The following is a 21,929-nucleotide window of genomic DNA, read 5'->3' as shown; positions in this document are numbered from 1 at the left end:
GGAGGAAGATCGAAAAGGTTCGCCGGCATGAGTCAAGCCCGAGTCTGCCGCAGTTGATGGCGATGATGCGGTGACTGATGGACGAGCCGACGGTTATGGCGGGGTTATGCGGGTGGTCGCATGATCTTGAAGTCATCGGCCCCGTCTCGACCACGAAGGATCGTATGACGAATCACGTCTTGCTCGCAGCCGTTTCGTCCCTGGTCATCAGCCTGCTTCCAGGAGGCGTCGCCAGTGCCGCCGCTTCCCCGCAGACGATCACCTGGACACCGTGCCCCGAGGACACGACCGCCGAATGCGGCACGCTGAAGGTGCCCATCGACTGGGACACCCCGGGCGGCGCCACTGTCGACTTGGCGGTAGCCCGGCGCAAGGCCGCCATCCCGGGCGCCCGGGTCGGCTCCTTGGTCGTCAACCCCGGCGGGCCGGGCGGCTCCGGCGTCGACTTCGTGGTGCACGGCAGCAGTTACTTCAGCGCCGAGCTTCGCAATCGCTTCGACATCGTCGGGTTCGACCCGCGCGGGGTGGGACGCAGCCACCCGGTGGTCTGCTCGGCGGCGCTGGTACGTGAACGTCCACACCCGCTCATCAAGAACCAGACGGACATGGACGCCTGGGTGTCGTTCAACCAGCGGCTGCGGGAGGACTGCCGGGCGCGCACCGGACCGCTGTACGACCGCGTGAGCTCGCTGGACGTCGCGCGTGACGTGGAGGCTCTTCGGGCGGCGCTGGGCGACGACAAGCTCACCTACTACGGCGTCTCGCATGGCACCCTGATCGGCCAGGCGTACGCCGAGCGCTTCCCCGGCAAGGTCAGGGCGCTCGCGCTCGACTCGAACTTCGACCACAGCGTGAACACCACGAGCTACCTGAGCACCACGGCCACCCATACGGCGGGGGCGTTCGACCAGTTCGTCACCTGGTGTGAGGCGACGGCGTCGTGCGCGCTGAACGGCAAGGACATCCGGGCGTTCTGGAAGAGGCTTCTCGAGCGGGCCGACCGCGGGGAGCTTCACGAGCCGGGTCTGCCAGACGTACCCATGGGCGCCTACGAGCTGGTCGACACAGCGTTCTCCGGACTTTACAACCCCAACTGGGCGGAACTCGCCCAACTGCTGGTCGCCATCGACACCGGCGGCCCGTACGCGGCGGCGAGCACCGAGAAGGACGAGGAGGTGAGGGTCAGTACGCCGGTGTTCTGCCAGGATTTCCACCTGCCGGTCGCCGACTACACGCAGTACGCCTCGCTCCTGCGTCGGCAGGCGCCGCGGGCCAGGGACATGAGGTACAGCCCGCCCGCGCTGAGCCGGATCGCCGGTTGCCTGGGGCAGCCCACGCCCATTCCCAACCCGCAGCACCGGCTGCGCGTGGACGCCACCGCGCCCATCCTGCTGGCCTCCTCGCTGAACGACCCCGCCACCGGCTACCTGTGGACGCTCAGCACGGCCGAGCAGATCGGTGCCAAGGCCCGCGTGCTCACGTACGAGGGCTCGGGGCACAGCGTGTACGGCCGGAGCGAGTGCACCATGGGCGCGATCGACCGCTACCTGATCTCGCAGTCGGTCCCGGCCAACGGGGTCCGCTGCCCCGAGGCGCGGCCCTCGATCATGCCCCGAAGAGCAGGCGCCAACTCCGGCTAACGATGGCGCATGCCGGAGCGCCTGCCCGTACCCAACGAGATCCGCGAACCGGCCCGCATGATCGCCCCGAAGGTCTGGGTCAGGCGGCGGATCCGCCGCCTGGCTCCCCGGCTCGTGCCCCGCCAGGCCTCTCGTGCGTGCTGCCGGCACCACCAGGTGGACTGGCGCCAGGCCGCAGAGGCAGCCATTCGTCTGGTCCGCCGGGCCCAAGCCGCCGGCCTGTACGGCGAACGCATCAGCGACTACGCCATCGAACGCCTTGACGAGCAAGGCCTCGGCGACCGGGAACAGGACACGGTCCTCGCCCTGGCCCGACCCCGTGCGTCACGGGGCGCTGGACCGCCCGAGCGGAACGCCGTCCAGCTCCAGGTGGCGACTCATGTCGAGCTCGAATAGGACCAGAACCGGGCAACCCGGACTAACTTCATGATCGCGGTAGGGGCGGTGCGCGCCCGCCTGGCAGGACGGCACCGGGTTCCGGACGATCGACGACGTACGCAGACGAATCGAACCTGCCCTGTGGGCTTGACCTTGACGCTGCGTCAGCCCTCCATGCTTGGAACCACCCGGAGGCTCAGTGGATCAGTCCGAGGGGGAACGGCTGACCAACACCATCGATGGCGGCACCCGGGCGACAAACCGTAACGAGAGGATGGACATCCGAATGACAGCCGGTCAGGGCCGCGACAACGCTTTCGTGAGCGGTGGTGGTGACGATCTCGAGCACGGTGTGGCGGAAGGCTGGGGAAAGCTCGCTGACGCGTTCCGCGCGAACTTCGAGGCCCCCGGCGAGGTCGGTGCGGCGTGCAGCGTCTACGTGGGCGGCCGCCCCGTCGCCAACCTGTGGGGCGGGCTCGCCGATCGCGAGGCGAACCGACCGTGGCGCAAGAACACCGTCGTCCACGTCGCATCCACTACGAAGGGCGCTACCGCGATCTGCGCCCATCTGCTGGCACAACGCGGTGAGCTGGATCTGGACGCCCCGGTGGCCCAGTACTGGCCGGAGTTCGGCGCCAACGGCAAGGAACAGATCAAAGTGCGCTGGCTGCTGTCCCACCAGGCCGGTCTCCCGCTCGTCGACGGATCGCTGACGTTCGAGCAGGCGTGCGCGTGGCACCCGGTCATCCGTGCGATCGAGGCGCAGAAGCCGCTGTGGCAGCCGGGCACCGAGCACGTCTACCACGCCGTCACGTTCGGGTTTCTGGTCGGGGAGGTCGTACGCCGGATCACCGGCAAGTCCCTGGGCACGTTCTTCGCCGAGGAGGTGGCCGCCCCGCTCGGGCTGAGCGCCTGGATCGGTCTGCCCGAGGAACAAGAGCACCGGGTGGCCCGACTCCACTACGCCGCTCCGTTCAGCGTGGAGGAGCTGCTCGCCGGGATGATCGCGACGACCGGGCTCGATGCGGAGACGGTCACCGCCTGGGTCGAATCGATGTGGAGTCCGGGCTCGATCCAGATGCGCAGCGGCGAGCTCGGCGGCGCCTTGGACAACGCGTCCGGGGAGTATGTGTTGACGCGTGCCTGGCGCGCGGCGGAGTTCCCGTCCGCGAACATGCTCGCGGACGCGCACTCGCTGGCGCGGATGTACGCAGCCACGGTCAGCGACGTCGACGGAGTGCGGCTGCTCGATCCGTCAACGGTCGAGAGGATGACCGCCGTCCAGACCGACAAGACGCGGATGTACGGGCTGCCGCCGGGCCTGGTCATCCCGGCCGACCGCTCCTTCTACATGTCGCTGGGGTTCTGGCGAGCATGCCCTCCGATGCCGATGGTCGGGCCAGGGTCGTTCGGCCACCCGGGCTCCGGCGGATCGATCGCCCTCGGCGACCCCGATGCCGGTGTCGGCTTCGGCTACGTCACGAACCTCTGGAACTTCCGGCCCGACGACCCGCGGGCGTCGAACCTGGCCAAGGCCGTCCGGTCCTGCCTCGGTTGAGACAGCCCGCGTGTGGAACTCCAGGCGACGCTGCAGAAGCCGGCAGACCGGCATGACATCCCCCGCTTGGTGCGTCGGCATCCGCATCGTTGCCTGCATCTCCTACCGTTGCAGGCTCTCCTGCGCGGGCGTCGACCGGGTCCGGGCGAGTTTGAGGGCAGGATCAGAGCATGCTGACGATCGGTCAACTGGCGGCTTATGCCGGCGTCACGGTGCGGGCCGTGCGGCACTATCACCAGATCGGACTCCTGCCCGAGCCGGAGCGGGATGCCTCGGGTTACCGGCGGTATGGCGCAACGGCGGTCGTGTCCCTCATCAAGATCCGCACCCTCGCCAACGCCGGCGTGCCGCTGTCTCAGATCGGTCAGATGCTCGAAGCCGACGCATCGACCTTTACCGAAGCGGTCCAAAGGATCGACGGCCACCTGCGCGAGGAGATCGGACGGCTTGAGGCCAGCCGCAAGCAGATCGCGCAGCTCGCTTCCGGGGACAGTCTGGCGCTCCCGCCGGAGGTGGTCGCCTTTCTCGATCGGCTTCGGGAGATCGGGGTGTCAGAGCGGGTGGTGGAGGGTGAGCGGGACGGGTGGACCCTGGTTGCGGCTCGCTGGCCCGATTACATCCGCGAGGTTATGCCCGGGAAATTCACGCAGCTCGATGACCCGCGAATCGTTCGCCTCTATCGGATCCTGTCAGAGCTCTTGGAAGGCGGCGCAGGCGACGACGACCAGCGTCTGGAGGAAGCCGCCGACATCCTGGCCGGCCTGGCCGAGCAGGCATACGCCTCCGGCAAGATGACGCACCATGATCTAGCGTTTGACCTTATCGACGCACTTGCCGCCGAGTCCCACCCGCGGTCGGAGCGGTTGCTGGACCTGATGCGCGAGCGTGGCTGGTCCGGTTGGACCCGGCCGGAGCGGCTGGCGGAGCCGCCCGGCTGAACCGGGCGTCGACCGGCGGCAGTGATCGGTGACCGGCCCGATATCTTCACGGTGTCCTGGGCCCACAGCGCGGCCAGGCGGCTCTTCCGCTCTTCGGCGAACGCGGTGGGCCTGCGCTGCTCGTCCTCCTGCTCGCCCACTGTCTGGTGGTACGCCTCCCGCACGATCGCCTGCGTGGCTGCCCGCCGCATGCGCCCTTCGAGGGCGTCGAGCTGCCGCACGGCGTCGGCGTTATCTGGGGTAGTCAAGCGAACTAGCCGGCCAGGGGCTTGAAGACCTGTAGATCGGCCGCGGCTGCCGCGCCAGGAGCCGTCGAGAGGTCCTTAGCCGCGTGAAAAACCCCGCCAGACGTGCCTTGGTCTGTGCGAGCGTTCAACAGCTCAGGCGGGCGATGTAGCCGGGGCCTGCCGGGTCGCGCTCCAGGGCCTCCAGGGTCCACGCCGACTCGGCGACGGCGGCCACGAGTTCGTCCGGTGTCGCGAGCCAGTACTCGAACCATGGCGTCGTCGTCGCGCCGTCCCGTACCCGGATACGCAGCTGTCCGCGAGCCCGCCCGCGGCGGAGGTTCCATGCCTGGTAGTCGGCATGGGCGGCGCCGCCGTCGCCGGGGTCCATGCCCGAGCCGATCAGCAGTGCGCCGGGGCGGGCCACCGCGGCAAGTGCCGCGAGAACCTCGGGTGCCTGCGCCGGGCTGCCCAGCAGGGCAAGGTTGTTGCCGAAGAGGGCGATCGTGTCGAACTCTCCGAGCCCTTCGGGCAGGGACGGCACCGAGCCGATGACCGCCTCGACCCCCCGCTCGCGCAAGACGCGCACCGCCTCGGGCGACGGCTCCAAACCGACCACCTCATGGCCGAGAGCCAACCATGGGACGGCGTGCCGCCCGCCACCGCACCCCACGTCCAGGATCCGGCCGGCGCCCTGCTCCCATCCCCAGCGCTCCAGGTCCGGCCAATGCTCCGGCTCGGCGAAGTACCGCGACGCGTCGTTGGCAGTGATCAGGCCGTCGTCGCGCTCGATCACCTCAACCGCCGACCACGGCGCGGCTCCCGCGTCCCAGCAACGGGCCAGGATGCGGCCGAAAGCGTCGTCGATGCGCGGTTGCCGCAGGCACGGGTTTGAAGCCGGGTCTGCGTCCATGGGCGCAAGGATGTCACCCGACCACCGGGGCGCACATGTGAATAACCGGCAGGGCACCTGCGCCGCCTGGCGTGACTTTCCGACACGTACGACCGAGCCTTGAGCGAATGCTCGAGAAGGGATCTCCACAGGTGACCAACATGCCTGACGCCTTCTCAGCACCCCGGATAAATGTCGTCGGGCGGGTCGGTGTACAGGCACAGGTAGCGGTCATTGGCGTGGCCGAGGCGGCGTTCGAGTTCGGCGCGGTTGTGGCCGGAGGCTTCGGACAGCCGGAAGGCGAAGGCGTGGCGGGCGTCGTGCGGGCGCAGGTGCCGAGTTTGCGGTCGGGGTCGACCGCGCTCCAGGTGCGGGCCGGGTTCTTCATGGCATCGCATCCCCTCGGGGACCGCGGTCAGAATGTGGCGATCGGGTTGACCGGGCTGCCGGACGTACCGGCGAAGCGGACCGGCGCGACTGCGAGGTGGAAGTCCCACTGGCCGAGCTCGGCAGCGGTCGTCGCGCACGCCTCCAGGTCGCAGTTGTCGAGCATCCACAGACCCATGGCGACGAGGCTCACGGCGTGAACCGGCATCAACACGTCTTCGTACCCCGATGGCTGAACGTCCTGGGGGGTGTCAGCGCCGATCAGCGCGACCTCCCGTTCATGCAGCCATGGCAGGCAGGACGCGTGCCAGCCGGCCTGCGTGAAACCGCTGACCGCACCGGTCTCGTGCCGGGCGCGGCCATAGCCGGTCCGCAGGAGCACCGCATCGCCGGATCGCACCCGCACACCCTGGCGACGCTCAGCCTCCTCGAGATCGTCGGGAAACACACCCTGCCCCGGTTCCAGCCACGGCACATCGCGGACCCTCGCAATGTCCAGCAGCACGCCACGCGTGATGATCCCGTTCGCCGCCGCCGTGACGGACGCCCACGCCGATCCCGTTGCGGCGTCGACCAGCGAGTGCGACCGCCCGTTGTACATCGTGCCGTCCCAGAAGATGTGGCACGGCGAGTCGACGTGGGTGAGGGTGTTGCCGTGGAACGTGATGCCGAGCCGCTCGGACGAAAAGCCCCAGCGCCGGTCGGCGTGGAATGCGGGTACCGGCATGTTCTCGGCACCCGGCATGTCGGCGGCGCACGGGCACGTCGTCGTCGACCGCTCCATGTCTTCCGGTACGGCAACCTCCCATGCGCACGACACGCTCCTGCCGTGGCGCACGGCACGCGCCGCCGCCAGCCGGACGTCGTCGGTGATGTGATTCAGAGTGCCGAGCTCGTCGTCGTCACCCCATCGTCCCCAGTTCGACAGCGTGTTGAAGTACCCGAGGACGTCGTCCTGTGTGGGCATCGGTCGCTCTGCCGTCATCCCAGCATCGACTCCTCCGGTCACGTGGTTCGAGGCACCGAAGGCAGGGTATCCCGCCCTTTCCTTTCACATGACCTCGCCGGGGCCGGAGAGACGGTGTGAGCAACCTCGATCCGACCCGCGGCGAGGCACCTGTCAATCCCCATCCGCCTCGGAGACAAGCGAAGTGTGACGTCCGGCTTCAGGCTGCCATCGGTTCTCGGCCATGCGCACCTCAACGTCCTGGGCCGCTACTCCACCTCCTCCTCCACGCCGGTCGAAGGTCTGCGGCCGCCCAGTGAGATCCCCAATCTGCCTGAGGGCGGCGGCGCGGACGAGGAGAGGGGGTGTAGATCCCAGGCCGCGTCCAGGGCCAGGACCTTGCCGTCCAGACGTTCCTCGACCGGGACGGTGAGTGGAGGGAGGTCAGCACGTCCTCGGCGATCGCTTCCCACTGCGCCCGGCCAGCGGATGCGCGCGGGTCGGCCAACGCCGTCCATGAGGAGCCCAGTTGTTGTTTCGTGTGGGGCATGCTGTCCATGCGAAGCCAACGCCAGGCCTTCTCTAGGACGAGCGCAGTTCCGCGGCGACCGCCCGTTCCCGCAGCTGCGCTGCCTCCGCCCGTACCGTCTCCAGCTCGCCCCGCAGATCCTCGACCCGCATCCGCTCCAGCCTCAGCTCCGCCAGCAACCCGTCCCGCTCCTTCGCCGCGGCATCAGCCCGGGACTTCTCCCGGGAGGCCAGCTTCCGCTCCCGGGTCAGCGACGCGGAAGCCTCCGCCACTTTCCCCTCCAGCCGCTCCACCTCGGCCGCTGCCTGCGAGGCGTCCTTGAGCGCCACCGCCCGGTCCCGCTCGGCCTCCTTGAGCGCCACGGCGCGATCCCGCTCGGCTTCCTTAAGTGCCACCGCCCGGTCCCGCTCGGCCTCTTTAAGTGCCACGGCGCGATCCCGCTCGGCCTCTGCCGCCGCCCGTTCGGCCGTGACGGCCCGTTCCACCGCCCGGTCCCGCTCCTGCGCCGCCGCCTCCGCGCGGGCCTGCGCCTCGATCAGCTTCCGTTCGGCCTGTTCACGCTCCCGCACGGCCGCCGCCGTCTCGTCCCGGGCCCGGTCGCGTTCCTCCCGTGCCCGGTCGGCCTCCTCCTGAGCCTGTACGACCTGCGCCCGGGCCTCGGCGGTGCGCTGCTCAGCCTGCTCCATGGCTTCAGCCGTACGCCGCTCGGCCAGCTCCGCCCGCTCGGCCAGCTCATGAACGACCTGGTCCCTGGCCTGCTCCGTCAACTCGCCCCGATGCAGCGCCTCCTCGGCCCGCCGCTCGGCCGTCTTCGCGCGTCGCTGCGCCTCCTCGGCCGTCTGCAGCGCCTGCCGTTCGGTGCTCGCGGCCTCCCGCAACGCGGCCAGCGCCTGCTCCCGCGCCCGTTCGGCATCCCCCAGCGCCGTCTCGCGCTCGGCCTGCGCCTCTTCGAGCCGTACCCGCATCTCGGCCGTCTGCCTGCGGGCGTGCTCGGCGGCCTCGCGCGCCAGCCGTACCTGCTCGAACGCCTGCTCCCGCTCGGTACGCGCGATCGCCACGCGCGTGTGCGCCTCAGCCTGCACCGCGCTCAGCTTCGCCTCGACCCCCGCCGGACTCAGCTCCGCAGCCAGAGCCCGCGCCAGCGGCTCGATGGCGGCGGCCAAACCGCTCTCCATCCGGTCGTACAACTGCTCGGCCCTGGCCAGCGCCCCTTCCAACCCCGGCGTGGCCCGTCGCAACTCCCGCTCCCGCTTGGCCGCCGCCTGGCAGTCCTTCTCAGGGCAGTACGCCTTGGGCCGCCCTCTCCCCCGCCGCTGCTCGATCGGCGCGCCACAGTGCTTACATGGCGTTACCACACTGGCATCCGGAGTCACGGCGTCAGCCTATCATTTTTGATTTTCCAGAAAATAAAATTCAGAAAACATGGTCTGCTGCGTGCGCCACGCTCATGCCCACGCCCACATGACTTCGCCGGGAGCGTGGCGGCTCGAAGTGATGCGCAGGGGCCTCCAGTTCCGGGGCCTGGGAACCGCCGGACGGCCGCTGTCGATGACAACGATCTTGCGGGGGGCCAAGGAGCGGAAACGGGATGCGAGTGGTGCGGCCGCTGGTCAGCGTCGCTCGAGCGCCGCCTAGCCGGTGGACGGGCCGATACCAAGCATGCGGGCGGCTCGGCGACCGAGACGCCGTCCGTCGTGCCCGCCGATGGCGGCGCCTGTCCTTCATGGCTCTACGCGGCGGAGGTCAGAGCCATCGCGCATCCGGGGAGCACGCCGCGCGGGCGCGCACCAAGGCGTTCACCAGTGTGTGACGGGCCTCCGCGCTCAGACGAGCAGGGGCGAAGGAGGGGTTTGTGATCCGACTTGGTGATCTTCAGGTTTACCGAAAGCCCCCGCTTAATGGGGATTGTCACTGTGGTGTGGTCAGAGGCGTTCACGAGCACGGCAGAGCAGAAGCGATGGGTACCGGAAGATCGCTTTCGTTTCCCGGCTCCCCCGGCGCCGCGCGGGCTTACGTGCGTCGTCGAGGAACGCGGCACGAGGGAACGGATGGCTCAAGGTCGCTCGCTAGCCTGCGGCGATCTCGTTGATGGGCTGGTTGAGCACGTACATGCCCTTCGCGATCATTGTGCTCACCGCGATCAGCGCCAGCGCCCCGGCGAACACCTCGTCGGCGCCACCGCGCCGAAGGCCGACGCCAGGACACCGGCCGCGAGGGCGCCGACCCACCGGATCGACCAGGCCCCGAAGTTGATCGCGCTGGAGAACCGCTCCATCAACGCGTCCGGGATGGTCTGCGCCTCATAGCTGGCCAGGACGATGTTGATCGGCCTGGCCAGGAACATCATCAGCGGCCAACCAGCCGCGGGTTCGGCAGGAACGCGATTCCGACCGCCACGACGGCCGTCAACCAGGACGAGACGATGGCCAGCAGCCGCCTTGGCGCCCGCCGGGTGATCCACTGTTCCAGTGCTGGTGTGGCGTTCTCCCTGGTCGGGTGCCTTGTCATGAGCGTGATCGAGGGCCAGGTCAAGTGATCTCGCTGTGCTGGGGCAGCCGCTCGTTGGTCGATCGCGTCGTGCCGGGCGTTCGTCATCTACGCCGGCGAGTGCTCGACGGTCCAATACCTTGAACCCGGTCCGGCCCGGCAGCTTTGTCATCATCTTGAGGGTGAGGCGCAGGAACCGCCGGGCCGCGCTGTCGCCCCGAGAGGAGGGTGAGCTGCGGGTGCGGCAAACGGGTGCGCGACGTGGCCGGTTGACGCTCGCTCGGCGGGTTGAAAGCACGTCTGTGGTGTGCGCGGACGTTCAAGATGGTGAGGCCGGCGGCATTCAGGGGGGAGGGAGAAGACCCCGGCGAGATGTGACGTTGCCGGGGGTCTTGCGGTGCAGCATGTCGGCTTGGTGTTCGTGCTGATGGGGGTCAGGGCATTGCGCTCATGGCGCGTTCGATCTTCTCGCTCGGATACGGCGTGGTCCTACACGTGCCGTACAGGTCCCAGTAGAAGTCGTTCATGGCCGCCGCCACGGGTGCGTATCGGCGGATCACTGCGGCTACAACCGGCGGGGCGCCAGAGGGGTCCGCGCCGGCCGCGCACGCGCGGATGTACTCGTTGCGTTGTGCCGGTATGCCGTTCGGCGGCACCGGCACTCCGCAGATATTGGTGACGAGCCAGTTGACCAGCCGCATCAGCGCGTACCCGAGGTCATGGGTCCGGTTGCGCTCCAGGAACTCGATCTCCTGCGTCGACAGGTCGAACCGAAGGGAGGTCGCCAGTCCGAGGTCGGCGATGTACAGGCGTTCACCGTCGGTGAGGATGTTGCCGAAGTGGCCGTCGAAGTGCATCAGCTGCTGGCCGTTCATGAAGGCCACGTCGGTGAGCAGGCACGACTCGACCATGGCGCTCGCCGCTATCGCAGCGTCCTGACCGGCGGTGAGCTGAGCGTCGAGCCAGTTGTTGAGGTTGTAGGGGATGAACTCCTGAAACAGCACGATGCTGGCCGAGGCCCGGGCAAGGGCGTGGAGACGATCCCGTACGCCCGGTGATCCATCCCAGTACCGTACGACCGCCTCGACGTCGGCGTGCTCATCGATGGGTGGCGGAGCTCCCGGCAGCACCCGCGAGTGATACAGCAGCGGAAAGGCCGCGCTGCGCCCGGCCAGGACCCAGTTGGTCGTCATGACGTTGGCCGCGAGCTCACGCCAGGCGCCGAAGCCCGGCGAGCCGATGGCGGCGAGTCCGTACTGGCAGAACGGAGGCAGCCCGAACAGGTTCGCGGTGGACATCGCGTTGCCCTCGCGGCGCTCCAGGTCGGTCAGGGGCATTCGCTTGGCGAAGACCGGCACGCCCTCGATGTCCAGCAGTACCGAGGTACCGCCGATCCCCGAGCTTAGAGTCTGCGCCTGGTCCAGTGACTCGCTGAGCTGCCGGTCGCTGTGCAACGCCAATGCGCTTGCGACATCGCTGTATCGGTGGACACGCGCACTTTGCGACATGTCCAATCGGGTGTTTTGCAGGTCCAATGGCACGCACCCTTCGTGATCAACTTCGCGTGTCAGACGCTACACCTGTCGGGGATGGGCCTTCCGGGTTCATCCGGCGACAGGACAGTGGTCAGGATCGAGGCGCGGCGAGAGCGATCCGGTCGGAGAGTTGCTGAAGGCTGTCCTCGGGCAGGTCGTTCTTCAGATCACGGATCTTGCCGATGGCGTTGCGGTGCAAGGCGATCTCGCAGTGGGGGTGCTTGGGCTCGGCTTCCGTATTGAGTGCTCGTTCCCGTCAGGAGGGCGCGACGCGGGCTGCTTGCTCGTCGGGTGCTCGTTCGGCGATCGGGCGCCGCTGCTCTTGCTTTCGGCGCCAGGAGAGCGGATCGGCGCCGGACAGGACCGGCTTGTCGCAGTTCCGCTTCCAGAGGCACGCCCCGGCCTGGAGCGCGGGTTGGAGGGTGCAGAACCCGCCGTCGGTCGGAGTGCTGTGTCGGGTGCCAGTGCCAGGGGCTGCCCGGGGATGAGCGGCGCGAACTCGCCGGGCAGCAGCTGACCAGGGCGGGCCGCGCCGGGCCCAGCGGCGCAGAGTGCGTGCAGCACGTCACCCAGATCGGGAGGCGGCGATTTGTGACGTGGTGCTCGGCATGCGGTCGCTGACATGGCCGACATGGCGCCGGGTGTGCAGACAGGGGCCGTGGGGTCTTTCCGTGGCGGATCCGTGCCACCTCCGTGGCGGTCAGGGGGTCCGCACGGATGTCCCGGCCTGTCGCGGCAGGCCAGAGTCGCAGGCAGCGACAGCGACGCAGAAGGGAGGCGTCATGGAACCCGATTGGTGGATCATCATGATTTCGACCTGATGTCGACGTTCAGATGTCAGGAGGCACGATTTCCCGATCGTGCCTCCTGCCGGATGGATACCTGTGGAGTTCTGGCCGCGTCGCCTTGGCGATGCCGGGCCCGCTCGCCGTCGCCCGTCAAGAACCGGCGGCCGGCTCCGACCTACCTATGACCGCACAGACAAGAGAGGTAACTCATGGGCAAGATCATTTATTGGGTGCACGCGTCGGTGGACGGGTTCATCGACGGACCTGGCGGGGAGTTCGACTGGCCGGTGATGGGGCCGGAGCTGTCGGCGTACTCCGAAAGTTTGGACAAGGAGGTCGGCACGCTGCTGTTCGGGCGTCCGGTGTGGCAGATGATGGTGGGGTTCTGGCCGGAGGCCGAGTCGATGTTGGATGACGCGCACGTTCAAGCTTTCGCGCCCTTCTGGCGGGCCACGCCGAAGATCGTCTTCTCTCGTACGTACCCGGGTGATGAGTGGACCAGCCGCGTCATCGCCGGGAACCTGGCCGAGGAGGTCGCCGCCCTCAAAGCGCGGCCGGAGGGCGGGGACCTGCTGCTCACCGGCGGTTCCGCGCTGGCGGCGGCGCTGACCGAGTTGGGGCTCATCGACGAGTATCACGTCGCCGTGCACCCGGTGGTGCTGGGCGGCGGACGGCGGCTGTTCGCCGCGCCGGAGCAGCGCCACAAGCTGCGGCTTGTTAACTCGCAGGTCCTTGACGGCCAGGTCGTGGTGTCGCACTACCAGCTCACCTCCAGATGAGCGACCAGCCGGCACCCGCGCTGCCTTTGAAGTAGCCCTCCCCTTGCCCGCGCGGCGGCCGTGGAGCCCACGCCGATCAACGGGGCGTATGCGACGTCGAGTCGGCGGGTGCAGACGGATCCGACGAGGTCACCTTCCAGGCTGCCCAACGGATCATCAGCCTCGCCTGGCTCGCGCACGCGAGCACGCGCTGAAGCGCTCGCCAGTCCTCGCCGGTGAGCCTGCTCGCCCCTCCGGATCTCGTAGGACTGTCCGGAGAGGCCGGGTGTGGATGAACATCGGCGAGGATTGGTGCAGGTGCAGGTGCCGGGCGAGCATGAACACCTCAGTGTGCTCGCCGTCAGCCCCTGCGAGCCAGGTCAGGCCGCGCCTTGAAGATCGTCCAGGCGGGTTGCTTGACGCCTCGGTGCCGCGTAAGCCGATACCGCGCAAGGGTTAGGTCACCCCGCCCACGACCGACTTTCCCTCGCGCCCCGCCGCCACGCCTCGGCCCGGGCGGCGTCGAGGGACTTGCGTCACGCGATCGCGACGAGCCATGCCTTCGGATCGCGCGGTGGATCGTCCGGCCAGGTCTCCGGCGCCCGGATCAAGGCAGTCCTGCGCGGTGTTCTCGGCCGACGCGAAGTCGGCTCCGCGTCAGCCGAGAACACCGATCTCCGCGTGCACGCGCTCCCGTAGCAGCGGCTCGTTCACTCGGTCACCGGCGGGCGCCCCTCGCCGTCATACCGCACGAACGCGCCCTTGGGCATCAGCGCCTGGCCGTCGGCCGACTCCCCCGCCTCCTCCGACCGGGCCGCGAAGTCGCGCATGTCCTGCACGTGCGCGTCGACCTCCTCCGGCGTCCACTGGGTCCATAGTCGTCGTCACCGCACGCCCCGGATCCGCCTGCGAGACTCCGGTGCATTTCGACCCCTCATCGCTGAGCCCCGCCCCGGCCGGCCGAAAACCGGGTGCGGACTGCCGGCTCGGTGGAGTGTGATCGGGGCTATGACGATTGTGTTGGGTGAGCCGGGAGTCGACGGGCTGAGCGAGGTCGTGGGCGCGCTGCGGGAGTGGCAGGACGACGGGGCGCCGATGCAACTGCATCCGGGGGACGTGGGCTGGTTCTGGCGGTTCGGTGCGGAGGCGACGGCCGCGGCGGTCCGTACGTGGAGCCGGGGCGGGCAGATTCTCGCCGTCGGGCTGCTGGACCAGCCCGACCTGTTGCGGCTGACACTGGCACCGGACGCTCAGCGGGACGAGGAGCTGGCACGGCAGCTGGTCGAGGACGTGACCGAGCCGGAGCGCGGCGTGCTGATCGAGGGGAAGGTGAACGTCGAAGCGCCCATACACGCACTGGTCCAGGATCTGCTGTCGAAGAGTGGCTGGAAGGTCGACGAGCCGTGGACACCGCTGCGCCGCGATCTCACGGAGCCGGTGAAGGACCCAGGTGTGCGGATCGAGGTGGTCGGACCGGAGCAGGCGCACGTGCGGGCCGCCGTGCAGCGGGCGTCGTTCGACGGGTCGAGGTTCACGGAGGAGCACTGGCACGCGATGGCGGCCGGATTGCCGTACGCCGACGCCCGGTGCCTGGTCGCGTACGACGACCAGGGCGACGCGGTGGCCGCGGTGACGGTGTGGTCGGCCGGTCCGGGTAAGCCCGGATTGCTCGAGCCGATGGGCGTGCACCGGGAACACCGCGGTCACGGGTACGGCAAGGCGATCAGCGTCGCCGCGGCCGCCGCACTCCAGGAGCTGGGTGCGTCGAGCGCGATCGTCTGCACCCCGAGCTCCAACGTCGGCGCCGTCGCCACCTACAGGTCAGCCGGCTTCCGGCAACTCCCTGAAGTCCGGGACAAATACCGGGATGCCTAGAGGTTGAGCGCTGGCGGGCCCTCGTGGTGATCGTGTTCTCCGAAGACCATCGCCGAGTGCCGGCCGGACCTGCTGCGCATGGCCGGGTGGCTGAAGTACGGCCAGGCCACCGCCTCGCTGGTGGTAGGCAAGTGGTCGGCCGCCTCCCGGCAGAACACCCTGGCCGCGGCGCTCAAGGAGAGCCTGTACGCGGCGAAGTATCTGTCGGACCCGCCCTACCGCAGGAAGATCGCCCGCCAGCCGAACAAGGGCGAGACCCGGCTCTGGCCGGGAGGTGCGCGATGAGCTGCTCGCGTACATCTCCCCGGCGCACAGCGAGACGGTCGCGGTGGGCGTGGAGGCGGAGCCGGACATCAGCGGCTGGCGGCCCGCTGCGCCCTGCCCAGCTGCGCGAGCTGGGCAGGGCGCCTACCGGCCGGTGGCCCTGATCACTCACAGCTGCTTTCCGTCTGGTGACACGGCCCCGAGCGGAAAGGCCTTGATCTCGGTACGGCGTGCCCACGCGACCAGCGCGCCCACCATCAGCAAGCCGAGGGGCAGCCATGGCGGGGCAGCGATGAGGAAGATGTTGGTGAGGGTCGCGCCGGTCATCAGGGCGGCCACGCCGAGGGCGGCCGGCCCGCACAGCCTGGGCACCAGGAGGCCGATCGCGGCGGCGATCTCCAGGGTGCCCACGGTGTACCGGAGCCACTGCCCGGCCCCGATCGTGGTGAACAGCTCCACCATCGCGGGATCGCTCGTGACCTTGAGGATTCCGGCCGGGGCGAGCTGGACGGCCAGGATGGCCTGCGCCGCCCATAGAGCGGCCGTTCTGACGTGTGTGCGCATGCGTGTCCGGGCAGGCGGGGCGGCGGTTGCGGACTGTGCGTGACTCATGGAGTCCTCCTGTCAAAAGGGTCGGCGAAGACGGCCGTGGCGGGGCGCCACGACGTCGTCAGGGGATGTCGTAGGTCAGGTGCGTCGCGGTCGAGGTCGAGGTCACGCTCCGCTGCACCAGCGTGCGCGGCGCCGCACCGGTGAACAGCGGGGTCCCCGCGCCCAGGACGACGGGCGCGAGGTGCAGCGTCAGCGCGTCGACCAGCCCGGCGTCGATGGCCGAGCCGATGGTGGCGCCGCCGCCCATCAGGACGACGTCGAGGTCCTGGCCGCGCTGTGCCGATGCCGCTTCGGCGCGCTCGCGGGCGGCGGCGACGGCGTCGGGCAGGCCGGTGGTGACGAACGTCCAGTCGAGGTCGGTGAGCCGTACCGACTGCGGTGGCGAGTTCGTCACGACGATGAACGCGGGCTTGCCGACCTCGCGGGCGCCGTAGCCGGAGTCGTCGTTCCAGCCTTTCGGTCCGTCGATCACGTCGAAGAGCCGCCGGCCGAGGATGACGGCGCCGGAGCGGGCGGTCGCCTCGCGCAGGATCCGGCGGTCGTCGGGGTCGTCGGAGAACGCCCAGGTGTGCAGGGCCTCGCCGCCGACGCCCAGGCCGTTGTCCGGATCGGGATCGGGTCCGGTGACGAAGCCGTCGAGGGAGAGCGAGATGTCAGCGATGACGCGGGTCATGCCTGCTCCTTGGGGCCGGCGGAGCCGGAGCTGTCGTTCATGTGACCGTCGAGTGAGGTGATGATCGAGTGGATGGGCTCATCCATGGGGGGTCGCTCCTGAGCGCGAGTGACGCGCAGGCGTGCGTCGGTGACGTTGTCGAAGCGCGGATCCCCGCCCCGGATCAGGATGAAATGCCGTCGTACGTCGGCTTGGTAGACCAGCAGGGGGCCGGACGGCGCGAGGTCGTCGCCGCCGAGTGCCTTGCCTGGGGGCAGGCGGGCGTTGAGTATCGTCAGCGCCGCGGCGGGATCGTCGGCGGGGCCGGCGGTCGCCTCGAGGTAGAGCGCCTCGGCGCCGCCGATGGGCGCGTGGGAGTCGAAGACCGTGATGGCCACGTCCGGGCGTTCGGCGATGTTACGGGAATGCCTGCTGCCCGGTGCCGACACCCAGACGAGCCGGTCCTCATCGCGGGCGGCGAAGAAGACGGGTGTGGCCCACGGTCGCCCCTGGCGATCGGCGGTGGCGAGCACGAGGTAGCGGCTGTCGCCCAGCAGCCGGGGAACCACTTCCCACATGCCGGTCACCGGTCTCGGACGGTGGTGGCCGCCAGATGCAGGACGGCCGGGCCCTGGATCGTGGACGGTACGGTGAACTTCACCAGGCCGTCGCTCGGCACCGTGACCTCGTCGCCGGCCAGGGATGTCCGCGCGTCGATGGCGTACCAGTCGGCTGTGTAGCCGCCGGCCGGCAACTCGGCGGTGAACACCTCGCTGGTCCCGCCCGGTTGCAGGATGAGGTACTCCTTGCCGGGGTGTGCGAGCGCGTAGCCGGTGGAGGTGAGGTCGCCGCGAGGGGCCATGCCGATGAGGCCGATCCTCTCGGCGTAGCGCCGGGTGTCGCCCATCGCCTGGCGGGCCGGTTCGAGGGCGTCCGGTGAGGACGGGACGCCGTCGATGAGGCCGTAGTCCATCAAGATCGGGTTGTGGCCGCGCAGGAACGCCTTCCACACCCACAGCGCGTCGCCGTGGCCGGGGGCGAAGTGGTCGGTGTCGCTGAGCAGGACCTTCCGGCCGTCGGCGGGCGGCGGGTCGTCCAGCCATCGCGACGGCGAGCCGCCCGGGGCGGACGGGTGACCGCCCTCGCGGAAGATCTCGTCATCGTAGCCAGGCGAGATCCAGTCGGCGGGCCCGTCGAACAGGGGCGCGTTGACCAGGGTCTGGTCGGCCACCGGGAACTGCATGGTCATGCCGATCGGGCGCGGGTCATATCCCCGCTGCCGCTGGTACTGCCGGACGAACTCGATCACCCAGTACTGCCAGCCGGTCGAGTCGCCCCACTCGGTCTCCAGCGGTACGCCGAGCACGTCGGCCATCTCCGGGCTGACGGCGCCACCGCCGGATGACTCGTTGGAGACCTCGTACAGGACGTTGGCCAGATCATGCAGGGTGTCGACGACCTGCCGGAGGTAGGCCTCCTGCAGTGCCTGTACGGCGGGGTCGAGCGGCAGGACCTGGTGGTCGAGGATCGAGGTGATCCCGATGCCGTTGACGTTGTTGCCGGCGTGGAAGGGATGCCCCTCGACGTTGTCCGGCGCCGGGCTGAGGTGCAGCGCCCAGCCGTCGAACAGCATCACCGCCACGTACATGCCGCGCTCGCCGGCCGCGGTGACCCGCTCGCGCAGCCGCTGGAAATAGGCCGGGTCGAACTGGGACAGGTCGAACTTCGCATCGCCGTCCTTGGCCGTTCCCTGTCCCGTCCGCGGCCAGGGCTGCGGGCTCATGTTCAGGTGGTACGCGCCGCCGGCGGCCTGTGACTGGAACTGTTCCCAGCGCCACAGCCGGATGAAGTTGTGCCCGCGAGCGGCGAGGAAGTCCAGGTAGGCGCTGTAGTCCAGCTTCTCGGGCTCGGCCGGTGCGGTGGCGCCGGGCCCCATGCCGTCGTGGAAGTTGTTCCAGATGTGCGAGCCGGTGAGATACACCGCCCGGTTGTCCGAACGTACGGTGAAGTAGCGCGGGTTGTCCGCGGACACCTCCAGCGGGCCGGGCATCTGACCCCGATATGTGGATATATCCGACATGATGTCTCCTTTTGGGTGTCAGTGGTGGACCGGGTAGCGCAGGTGCGTGACGCCCTTGCCCTCGATGACGGTGGGGGTGCCCAAGCCGACCGGCCCCTTGGAGAGTCCGGCGAAGAACGGGACGCCCTTTCCCAGCAGGACGGGCACCAGGTCCACCGCGAGCAGGTCGACCAGTCCGAGGTCGAGACACTGCTGGGTGATGGTGGGGGTGGCGATGGCGATATCGCGGCCACCAGCGAGATCCTTGGCCTGCCGTACCGCGCTGGCCACACCGTCGGTGACGAACGTGAACGGCGTGTCCTCGCGCGGCCAGGCGTCCGGCACGCTGTGGGTGACGACGAAGACGTGCGCGCCCATCGGATGCCTGCCGCCCCACGCGTTGGTCAGCTCGAACAGCCTGCGGCCACACACCAGCGAGCCCAGCGCGCCGGGCGGGAACACCTCGGCACCGGCCCGCTCCGCGTCGTACCAGGCGAACACCTGGTCCACCTCGTCGTTCGGCCCGGCGACGAAGCCGTCGAGAGACATGGACATACTGGCGATGACAGATCCCATCACGTCGCTCCCTGGTCGTCGGGTTCGGCTGCTGCGGCAAGCCTGCCTCCGGCGGCTGAGCAGAACATCGGCCAGGTGGCCGAGGCCAGGACTCTCCGGTGGCCGATGCCGACGCTTCGATGGCAGACTGAGCCCTGCCATGACGTCCGAAATGCCCCCTGACCTGCCCGTCCAGCTCGCCACCTTCGTAGGCAGGCAGTCCGAGCTGGCCGCGGTGCGCGCGCTGCTGGACACCGAGCGGCTGGTGACGCTGACCGGCCCCGGCGGCGTCGGCAAGACCCGGCTCGCCGCACAGCTCGCCGCCACCGAGGTCGAGCGACGGCCGGACGGCGTCTGGTGGGTCGAGCTGGCGGCCGCCGGCGACCAGGCGCGACTCGCCGAGCTGGTCGCGGCGAGGCTCGGCGTGCTCGTCGAACCCGTCCAAGGCCCCGTACGGTCGATGGCGGCCCAGTTGCGCGGCCGCCACGCGCTGCTCTGCCTGGACAACTGCGAGCACGTCATCGACGGCGCCGCCGAGCTGACCGGCGCGCTGCTGTCGTCGTGCCCGGAGCTGTCGGTGCTCATCACCAGCCGCGAGCCGCTGGCCGTGCCGGGCGAGGTGGTCTGGCGGGTGCCGTCGCTGGCCCCGGACGAGGCGTTGGAGCTGTTCGTCGAACGGGGCCGCCAGGTCCGGCAGCAGTTCGGCCTGGACCGGGCGGGCGAGGCCGCCGCCCGCGTGATGTGCTCCAGGCTCGACGGCATCCCGCTCGCCATCGAGCTCGCGGCCGCGTGGCTGGGCTCCCTCACCCCACAACAGATCGAGCACGGCCTGGACGACCGCTTCGGCCTGCTCGTCCGCAGCCCCCGCGGCGTCGCCGCCCGGCAGCAGACCCTGGCGGCGTCCATCGCCTGGAGCCACGACCTGCTCAACGAGCAGGACCGGGCGGTGTTTCGCCGCCTCGCGGTGTTTCCTTCCGGGTTCGACCTGGACGCCGTACGGACGATCTGTCAGGGCGGAGTCGTCGCTCGCGACGACGTGCTCGGCAGCATCGGCCGGCTGGTGGACAAGTCGCTGGTGGTCGCAGAGGCCCGCGGCGGCGTCTCCCGCTTCCTGCTGCTGGAGACCATCCGCGACTACGCCGCTGACCGGTTGCGTGAGGCCGGGGAGGCCGGCCTCGTCCGCGACCGCCATCTCGACCACTTCCTCGCCTTCGCCGCAGGCGGGCCCGCGCGGGCCGCCGACCTCGACGCCTGGCGGGCCCGGCTCGAGGGTGAGTACGACAACCTGCGCGCCGCCTTGGAGTGGGGGCTGGCCGCCGACGACCCCGGCAGGGGACGCCGCCTCGCCGCCGAACTGTCGTGGTTGTGGCACCTGCACCGGCACGGGCACGAGGGCATCGCCTTCCTGCGGCGCGCCATCGACCGCGTGCCGTCGGACCGATCACTGCTGCAAGCGCGGCTGCTCACCGGGCTGGCACTGGTCGCGGACACCACGAGCCCGCTGGACATGGAGTACGACGTGGCGCGGCAGGCGCTCGAACTGGCCACCGCGCACGGTGACGAGAGCCTGCGCAGCCAGTGCCTTTCGCTGGCCGCGGTCGGCCGGTTCTACACCGACTTCGCCGCCGCCTGGGACCTCACCGTCGAGGCGACCCGCTCCGCCGACCTCGCGGGCGACCAGTTGTTCAGGCATGCCCAGCTGGCGCTGCAGGGCATGATCAGACAGCTGCAGGACCGGCACGACGAGGCCCGCCCGCTGCTGGAGACGGCACTCGACGGCCTGCGCCACCGTCACCGCGGGATAGCGTCGACCACGCTGGCGTACCTGTCGAGCGGAGCGCTCGCGAGCGGCCGGCCGGCCGAGGCCCGCCGCCTGGCCGGCCAGTCGCTCGAACTCGCCGAGCCGCTCGGCGACTACCTGCGCGTCGGCATGGCACGCGCTGCCCTGGCCGCGGCGCACGCCGCGTCCGGAGACGTGAGCGCGGCGCTGGAGGCGATGCGGCCGCTGCTGCTGCTCATGGAGAACGCCGAAGCAGCCGTCTTCGTGCCCGGCGCGGGGGCGGCACTCGCACAGGTGCTGGTGGCCGGCGGCGATCTCGACGGGGCGCTGCGCTGGTTCGAGCACGATGTGCGCCAGAGCGAGCACGTCGCGCCGACCTACCTCGCGGCGCAGGTGCACGCCGGTTACGGAGAGGCCCTACGACGCGCCGGCCGGTGCGAGGACGCTCGCGACGAGCTCGACCGGGCGGCAGCCGTCGCATCCAAGCTCGGCATGCCGCGCGTCCTCGCGGACGTGCTGCAGCAACAGGCCCATCTCACCGGCGATCCCGACCTGCACCACGAGGCGCTGACCATTCGCGTCGCCCACGGACTGCGCACGTTCTGGGTGGACAGCCTGGACGCGATCGCCGCGCATCTGCCCCCGCCGAACGCGGTGCGGACGCTGGCGGCGAGCACCGCGGCACGCGCGGCCCTGGGATATCCCCGGCCCGTGGCCGAACGACGCGAGTACGAGGAACTGCTCGCCCGGCTCAGGCAGGGGCTCGGTGAGGAGTTCGCGACGGCATGGGCGGCGGGCGCGGAGCTGTCCCTCGACGACGCGGTCGCCTACGTCCGCCGTAGCCGGGGTGCCCGCGACCGGCCGGCCGCCGGTTGGGACAGCCTCACCCCGACCGAGCTGAGCGTGGCACGGCTGGCCGCCGCCGGCCTCAACAACCCGCAGATCGGAGCACGGCTGTTCATGAGCCGCAGCACCGTCAAGACCCACCTCTCCCATATCTACGCCAAGCTCGGTGTCGCCAACCGCACCGAACTCGCCGGAGTAGCGTCATCCACCGACGATCGGTGAATCA

At 69.8% G+C, this 21,929-nt stretch carries 20 protein-coding genes and 1 pseudogene; 8 read left to right on the top strand and 13 right to left on the bottom strand.

Annotated elements, in window-relative coordinates:
- The first annotated feature begins 164 nt into the window (after window positions 1-164).
- The 4 genes from H4W80_RS05150 to H4W80_RS05135 all read left to right on the top strand — a co-directional run bounded on the left by H4W80_RS05150 (window position 165) and on the right by H4W80_RS05135 (window position 4,514).
- Window positions 165-1,640 carry an alpha/beta hydrolase gene (locus H4W80_RS05150; protein ID WP_192784012.1) on the top strand — a complete coding sequence of 492 codons (1,476 nt, stop codon included), beginning with the start codon at window positions 165-167 and terminating at the stop codon, window positions 1,638-1,640.
- Window positions 1,641-1,649: 9 nt separating this feature from the next.
- Window positions 1,650-2,036 (top strand): hypothetical protein, encoded by a 387-nt coding sequence (locus tag H4W80_RS05145; RefSeq protein WP_192784011.1) that lies wholly within the window; start codon window positions 1,650-1,652, stop codon window positions 2,034-2,036.
- A gap of 268 nt (window positions 2,037-2,304) precedes the next feature.
- A complete protein-coding gene (locus H4W80_RS05140) occupies window positions 2,305-3,576 on the top strand; it encodes a serine hydrolase domain-containing protein (protein WP_192784010.1) in 1,272 nt (423 codons plus the stop codon).
- 170 nt (window positions 3,577-3,746) lie between these two features.
- Window positions 3,747-4,514, top strand: coding sequence for a MerR family transcriptional regulator (locus H4W80_RS05135; RefSeq protein ID WP_192784009.1), 768 nt, complete (start codon window positions 3,747-3,749; stop codon window positions 4,512-4,514).
- 372 nt (window positions 4,515-4,886) lie between these two features.
- Here the strand turns inward: H4W80_RS05135 and H4W80_RS05130 are convergent, their stop codons facing one another.
- The 7 genes from H4W80_RS05130 to H4W80_RS05100 form a co-directional block, all read right to left on the bottom strand.
- Complete coding sequence (locus H4W80_RS05130) at window positions 4,887-5,651, bottom strand: class I SAM-dependent methyltransferase (RefSeq protein WP_192784008.1); 765 nt, start codon at window positions 5,649-5,651, stop codon at window positions 4,887-4,889.
- 155 nt (window positions 5,652-5,806) lie between these two features.
- Window positions 5,807-6,028: a tyrosine-type recombinase/integrase gene (locus H4W80_RS05125; protein ID WP_192784007.1), complete on the bottom strand. Its 222-nt coding sequence runs from the start codon at window positions 6,026-6,028 to the stop codon at window positions 5,807-5,809.
- 17 nt (window positions 6,029-6,045) lie between these two features.
- A complete protein-coding gene (locus H4W80_RS05120) occupies window positions 6,046-7,002 on the bottom strand; it encodes a cyclase family protein (protein WP_225963249.1) in 957 nt (318 codons plus the stop codon).
- A gap of 543 nt (window positions 7,003-7,545) precedes the next feature.
- Window positions 7,546-8,847 carry a coiled-coil domain-containing protein gene (locus H4W80_RS05115; protein WP_225963248.1) on the bottom strand — a complete coding sequence of 434 codons (1,302 nt, stop codon included), beginning with the start codon at window positions 8,845-8,847 and terminating at the stop codon, window positions 7,546-7,548.
- Between the two features lie 785 nt (window positions 8,848-9,632).
- Window positions 9,633-9,839 (bottom strand): hypothetical protein, encoded by a 207-nt coding sequence (locus tag H4W80_RS05110; RefSeq protein ID WP_192784005.1) that lies wholly within the window; start codon window positions 9,837-9,839, stop codon window positions 9,633-9,635.
- Window positions 9,839-10,000, bottom strand: coding sequence for a hypothetical protein (locus H4W80_RS05105; protein ID WP_192784004.1), 162 nt, complete (start codon window positions 9,998-10,000; stop codon window positions 9,839-9,841). The genes H4W80_RS05110 and H4W80_RS05105 overlap by 1 nt, the downstream gene beginning before the upstream one ends.
- Before the next feature lie 413 nt (window positions 10,001-10,413).
- The gene (locus tag H4W80_RS05100) at window positions 10,414-11,520 is read right to left on the bottom strand and encodes a serine/threonine protein phosphatase (RefSeq protein ID WP_318786705.1); all 1,107 of its coding nucleotides are present in this window, start codon (window positions 11,518-11,520) and stop codon (window positions 10,414-10,416) included.
- A 991-nt stretch (window positions 11,521-12,511) separates the two neighbouring features.
- On the opposite strand from H4W80_RS05100, the gene H4W80_RS05095 reads away from it, so the two are divergent.
- Entirely contained in the window at window positions 12,512-13,081 is a 570-nt protein-coding gene (locus H4W80_RS05095; RefSeq protein WP_192784003.1) for a dihydrofolate reductase family protein, read from the top strand.
- A gap of 692 nt (window positions 13,082-13,773) precedes the next feature.
- Here the strand turns inward: H4W80_RS05095 and H4W80_RS62470 are convergent.
- Window positions 13,774-13,929: pseudogene (locus H4W80_RS62470) on the bottom strand (YciI family protein); the annotation flags it as partial.
- A gap of 139 nt (window positions 13,930-14,068) precedes the next feature.
- On the opposite strand from H4W80_RS62470, the gene H4W80_RS05090 reads away from it, so the two are divergent.
- Together H4W80_RS05090 and H4W80_RS05085 are read left to right on the top strand one after the other, a co-directional pair.
- Entirely contained in the window at window positions 14,069-14,935 is an 867-nt protein-coding gene (locus H4W80_RS05090; protein WP_192784002.1) for a GNAT family N-acetyltransferase, read from the top strand.
- A 48-nt stretch (window positions 14,936-14,983) separates the two neighbouring features.
- On the top strand, window positions 14,984-15,220 hold the full coding sequence (locus H4W80_RS05085) for a Tn3 family transposase (protein WP_318787605.1): 237 nt from the start codon (window positions 14,984-14,986) through the stop codon (window positions 15,218-15,220).
- 147 nt (window positions 15,221-15,367) lie between these two features.
- On the opposite strand, the gene H4W80_RS05080 is transcribed toward H4W80_RS05085, so the two are convergent.
- The 5 genes from H4W80_RS05080 to H4W80_RS05060 form a co-directional block, all read right to left on the bottom strand.
- Complete coding sequence (locus H4W80_RS05080; RefSeq protein WP_192784000.1) at window positions 15,368-15,763, bottom strand: DoxX family protein; 396 nt, start codon at window positions 15,761-15,763, stop codon at window positions 15,368-15,370.
- A 106-nt stretch (window positions 15,764-15,869) separates the two neighbouring features.
- Entirely contained in the window at window positions 15,870-16,484 is a 615-nt protein-coding gene (locus tag H4W80_RS05075; RefSeq protein WP_192783999.1) for a dihydrofolate reductase family protein, read from the bottom strand.
- A complete protein-coding gene (locus tag H4W80_RS05070; protein WP_192783998.1) occupies window positions 16,481-17,041 on the bottom strand; it encodes a pyridoxamine 5'-phosphate oxidase family protein in 561 nt (186 codons plus the stop codon). Before H4W80_RS05070 ends, H4W80_RS05075 begins: the two co-directional genes overlap by 4 nt.
- 5 nt (window positions 17,042-17,046) lie before the next feature.
- Complete coding sequence (locus H4W80_RS05065) at window positions 17,047-18,543, bottom strand: DUF6298 domain-containing protein (RefSeq protein ID WP_192783997.1); 1,497 nt, start codon at window positions 18,541-18,543, stop codon at window positions 17,047-17,049.
- A gap of 18 nt (window positions 18,544-18,561) precedes the next feature.
- The gene (locus H4W80_RS05060) at window positions 18,562-19,077 is read right to left on the bottom strand and encodes a dihydrofolate reductase family protein (protein ID WP_225963247.1); all 516 of its coding nucleotides are present in this window, start codon (window positions 19,075-19,077) and stop codon (window positions 18,562-18,564) included.
- A 160-nt stretch (window positions 19,078-19,237) separates the two neighbouring features.
- Here H4W80_RS05060 and H4W80_RS63375 point away from each other — a divergent pair, with 160 nt between their 5' ends.
- On the top strand, window positions 19,238-21,925 hold the full coding sequence (locus H4W80_RS63375; RefSeq protein ID WP_192783995.1) for a helix-turn-helix transcriptional regulator: 2,688 nt from the start codon (window positions 19,238-19,240) through the stop codon (window positions 21,923-21,925).
- Window positions 21,926-21,929 lie beyond the last annotated feature (4 nt).

Origin of the sequence: Nonomuraea angiospora, assembly GCF_014873145.1 — a bacterium.
In the GTDB taxonomy this organism is placed as follows: domain Bacteria; phylum Actinomycetota; class Actinomycetes; order Streptosporangiales; family Streptosporangiaceae; genus Nonomuraea; species Nonomuraea angiospora.
The sequence above is the reverse complement of the archived record's forward strand: the minus strand, read 5'-3'. Positions and strand labels throughout refer to the sequence as shown.

Coding starts and splice junctions, on each gene's coding strand:
- H4W80_RS05150 (WP_192784012.1), top strand. CDS start 165: ATGACGAATCACGTCTTGCTCGCAGCCGTTTCGTCCCTGGTCATCAGC.
- H4W80_RS05145 (WP_192784011.1), top strand. CDS start 1,650: ATGCCGGAGCGCCTGCCCGTACCCAACGAGATCCGCGAACCGGCCCGC.
- H4W80_RS05140 (WP_192784010.1), top strand. CDS start 2,305: ATGACAGCCGGTCAGGGCCGCGACAACGCTTTCGTGAGCGGTGGTGGT.
- H4W80_RS05135 (WP_192784009.1), top strand. CDS start 3,747: ATGCTGACGATCGGTCAACTGGCGGCTTATGCCGGCGTCACGGTGCGG.
- H4W80_RS05130 (WP_192784008.1), bottom strand. CDS start 5,651: ATGGACGCAGACCCGGCTTCAAACCCGTGCCTGCGGCAACCGCGCATC.
- H4W80_RS05125 (WP_192784007.1), bottom strand. CDS start 6,028: ATGCGATGCCATGAAGAACCCGGCCCGCACCTGGAGCGCGGTCGACCC.
- H4W80_RS05120 (WP_225963249.1), bottom strand. CDS start 7,002: ATGACGGCAGAGCGACCGATGCCCACACAGGACGACGTCCTCGGGTAC.
- H4W80_RS05110 (WP_192784005.1), bottom strand. CDS start 9,839: ATGATGTTCCTGGCCAGGCCGATCAACATCGTCCTGGCCAGCTATGAG.
- H4W80_RS05105 (WP_192784004.1), bottom strand. CDS start 10,000: ATGACAAGGCACCCGACCAGGGAGAACGCCACACCAGCACTGGAACAG.
- H4W80_RS05095 (WP_192784003.1), top strand. CDS start 12,512: ATGGGCAAGATCATTTATTGGGTGCACGCGTCGGTGGACGGGTTCATC.
- H4W80_RS05090 (WP_192784002.1), top strand. CDS start 14,069: ATGACGATTGTGTTGGGTGAGCCGGGAGTCGACGGGCTGAGCGAGGTC.
- H4W80_RS05080 (WP_192784000.1), bottom strand. CDS start 15,763: ATGCGCACACACGTCAGAACGGCCGCTCTATGGGCGGCGCAGGCCATC.
- H4W80_RS05075 (WP_192783999.1), bottom strand. CDS start 16,484: ATGACCCGCGTCATCGCTGACATCTCGCTCTCCCTCGACGGCTTCGTC.
- H4W80_RS05070 (WP_192783998.1), bottom strand. CDS start 17,041: ATGTGGGAAGTGGTTCCCCGGCTGCTGGGCGACAGCCGCTACCTCGTG.
- H4W80_RS05065 (WP_192783997.1), bottom strand. CDS start 18,543: ATGTCGGATATATCCACATATCGGGGTCAGATGCCCGGCCCGCTGGAG.
- H4W80_RS05060 (WP_225963247.1), bottom strand. CDS start 19,077: ATGTCCATGTCTCTCGACGGCTTCGTCGCCGGGCCGAACGACGAGGTG.
- H4W80_RS63375 (WP_192783995.1), top strand. CDS start 19,238: ATGACGTCCGAAATGCCCCCTGACCTGCCCGTCCAGCTCGCCACCTTC.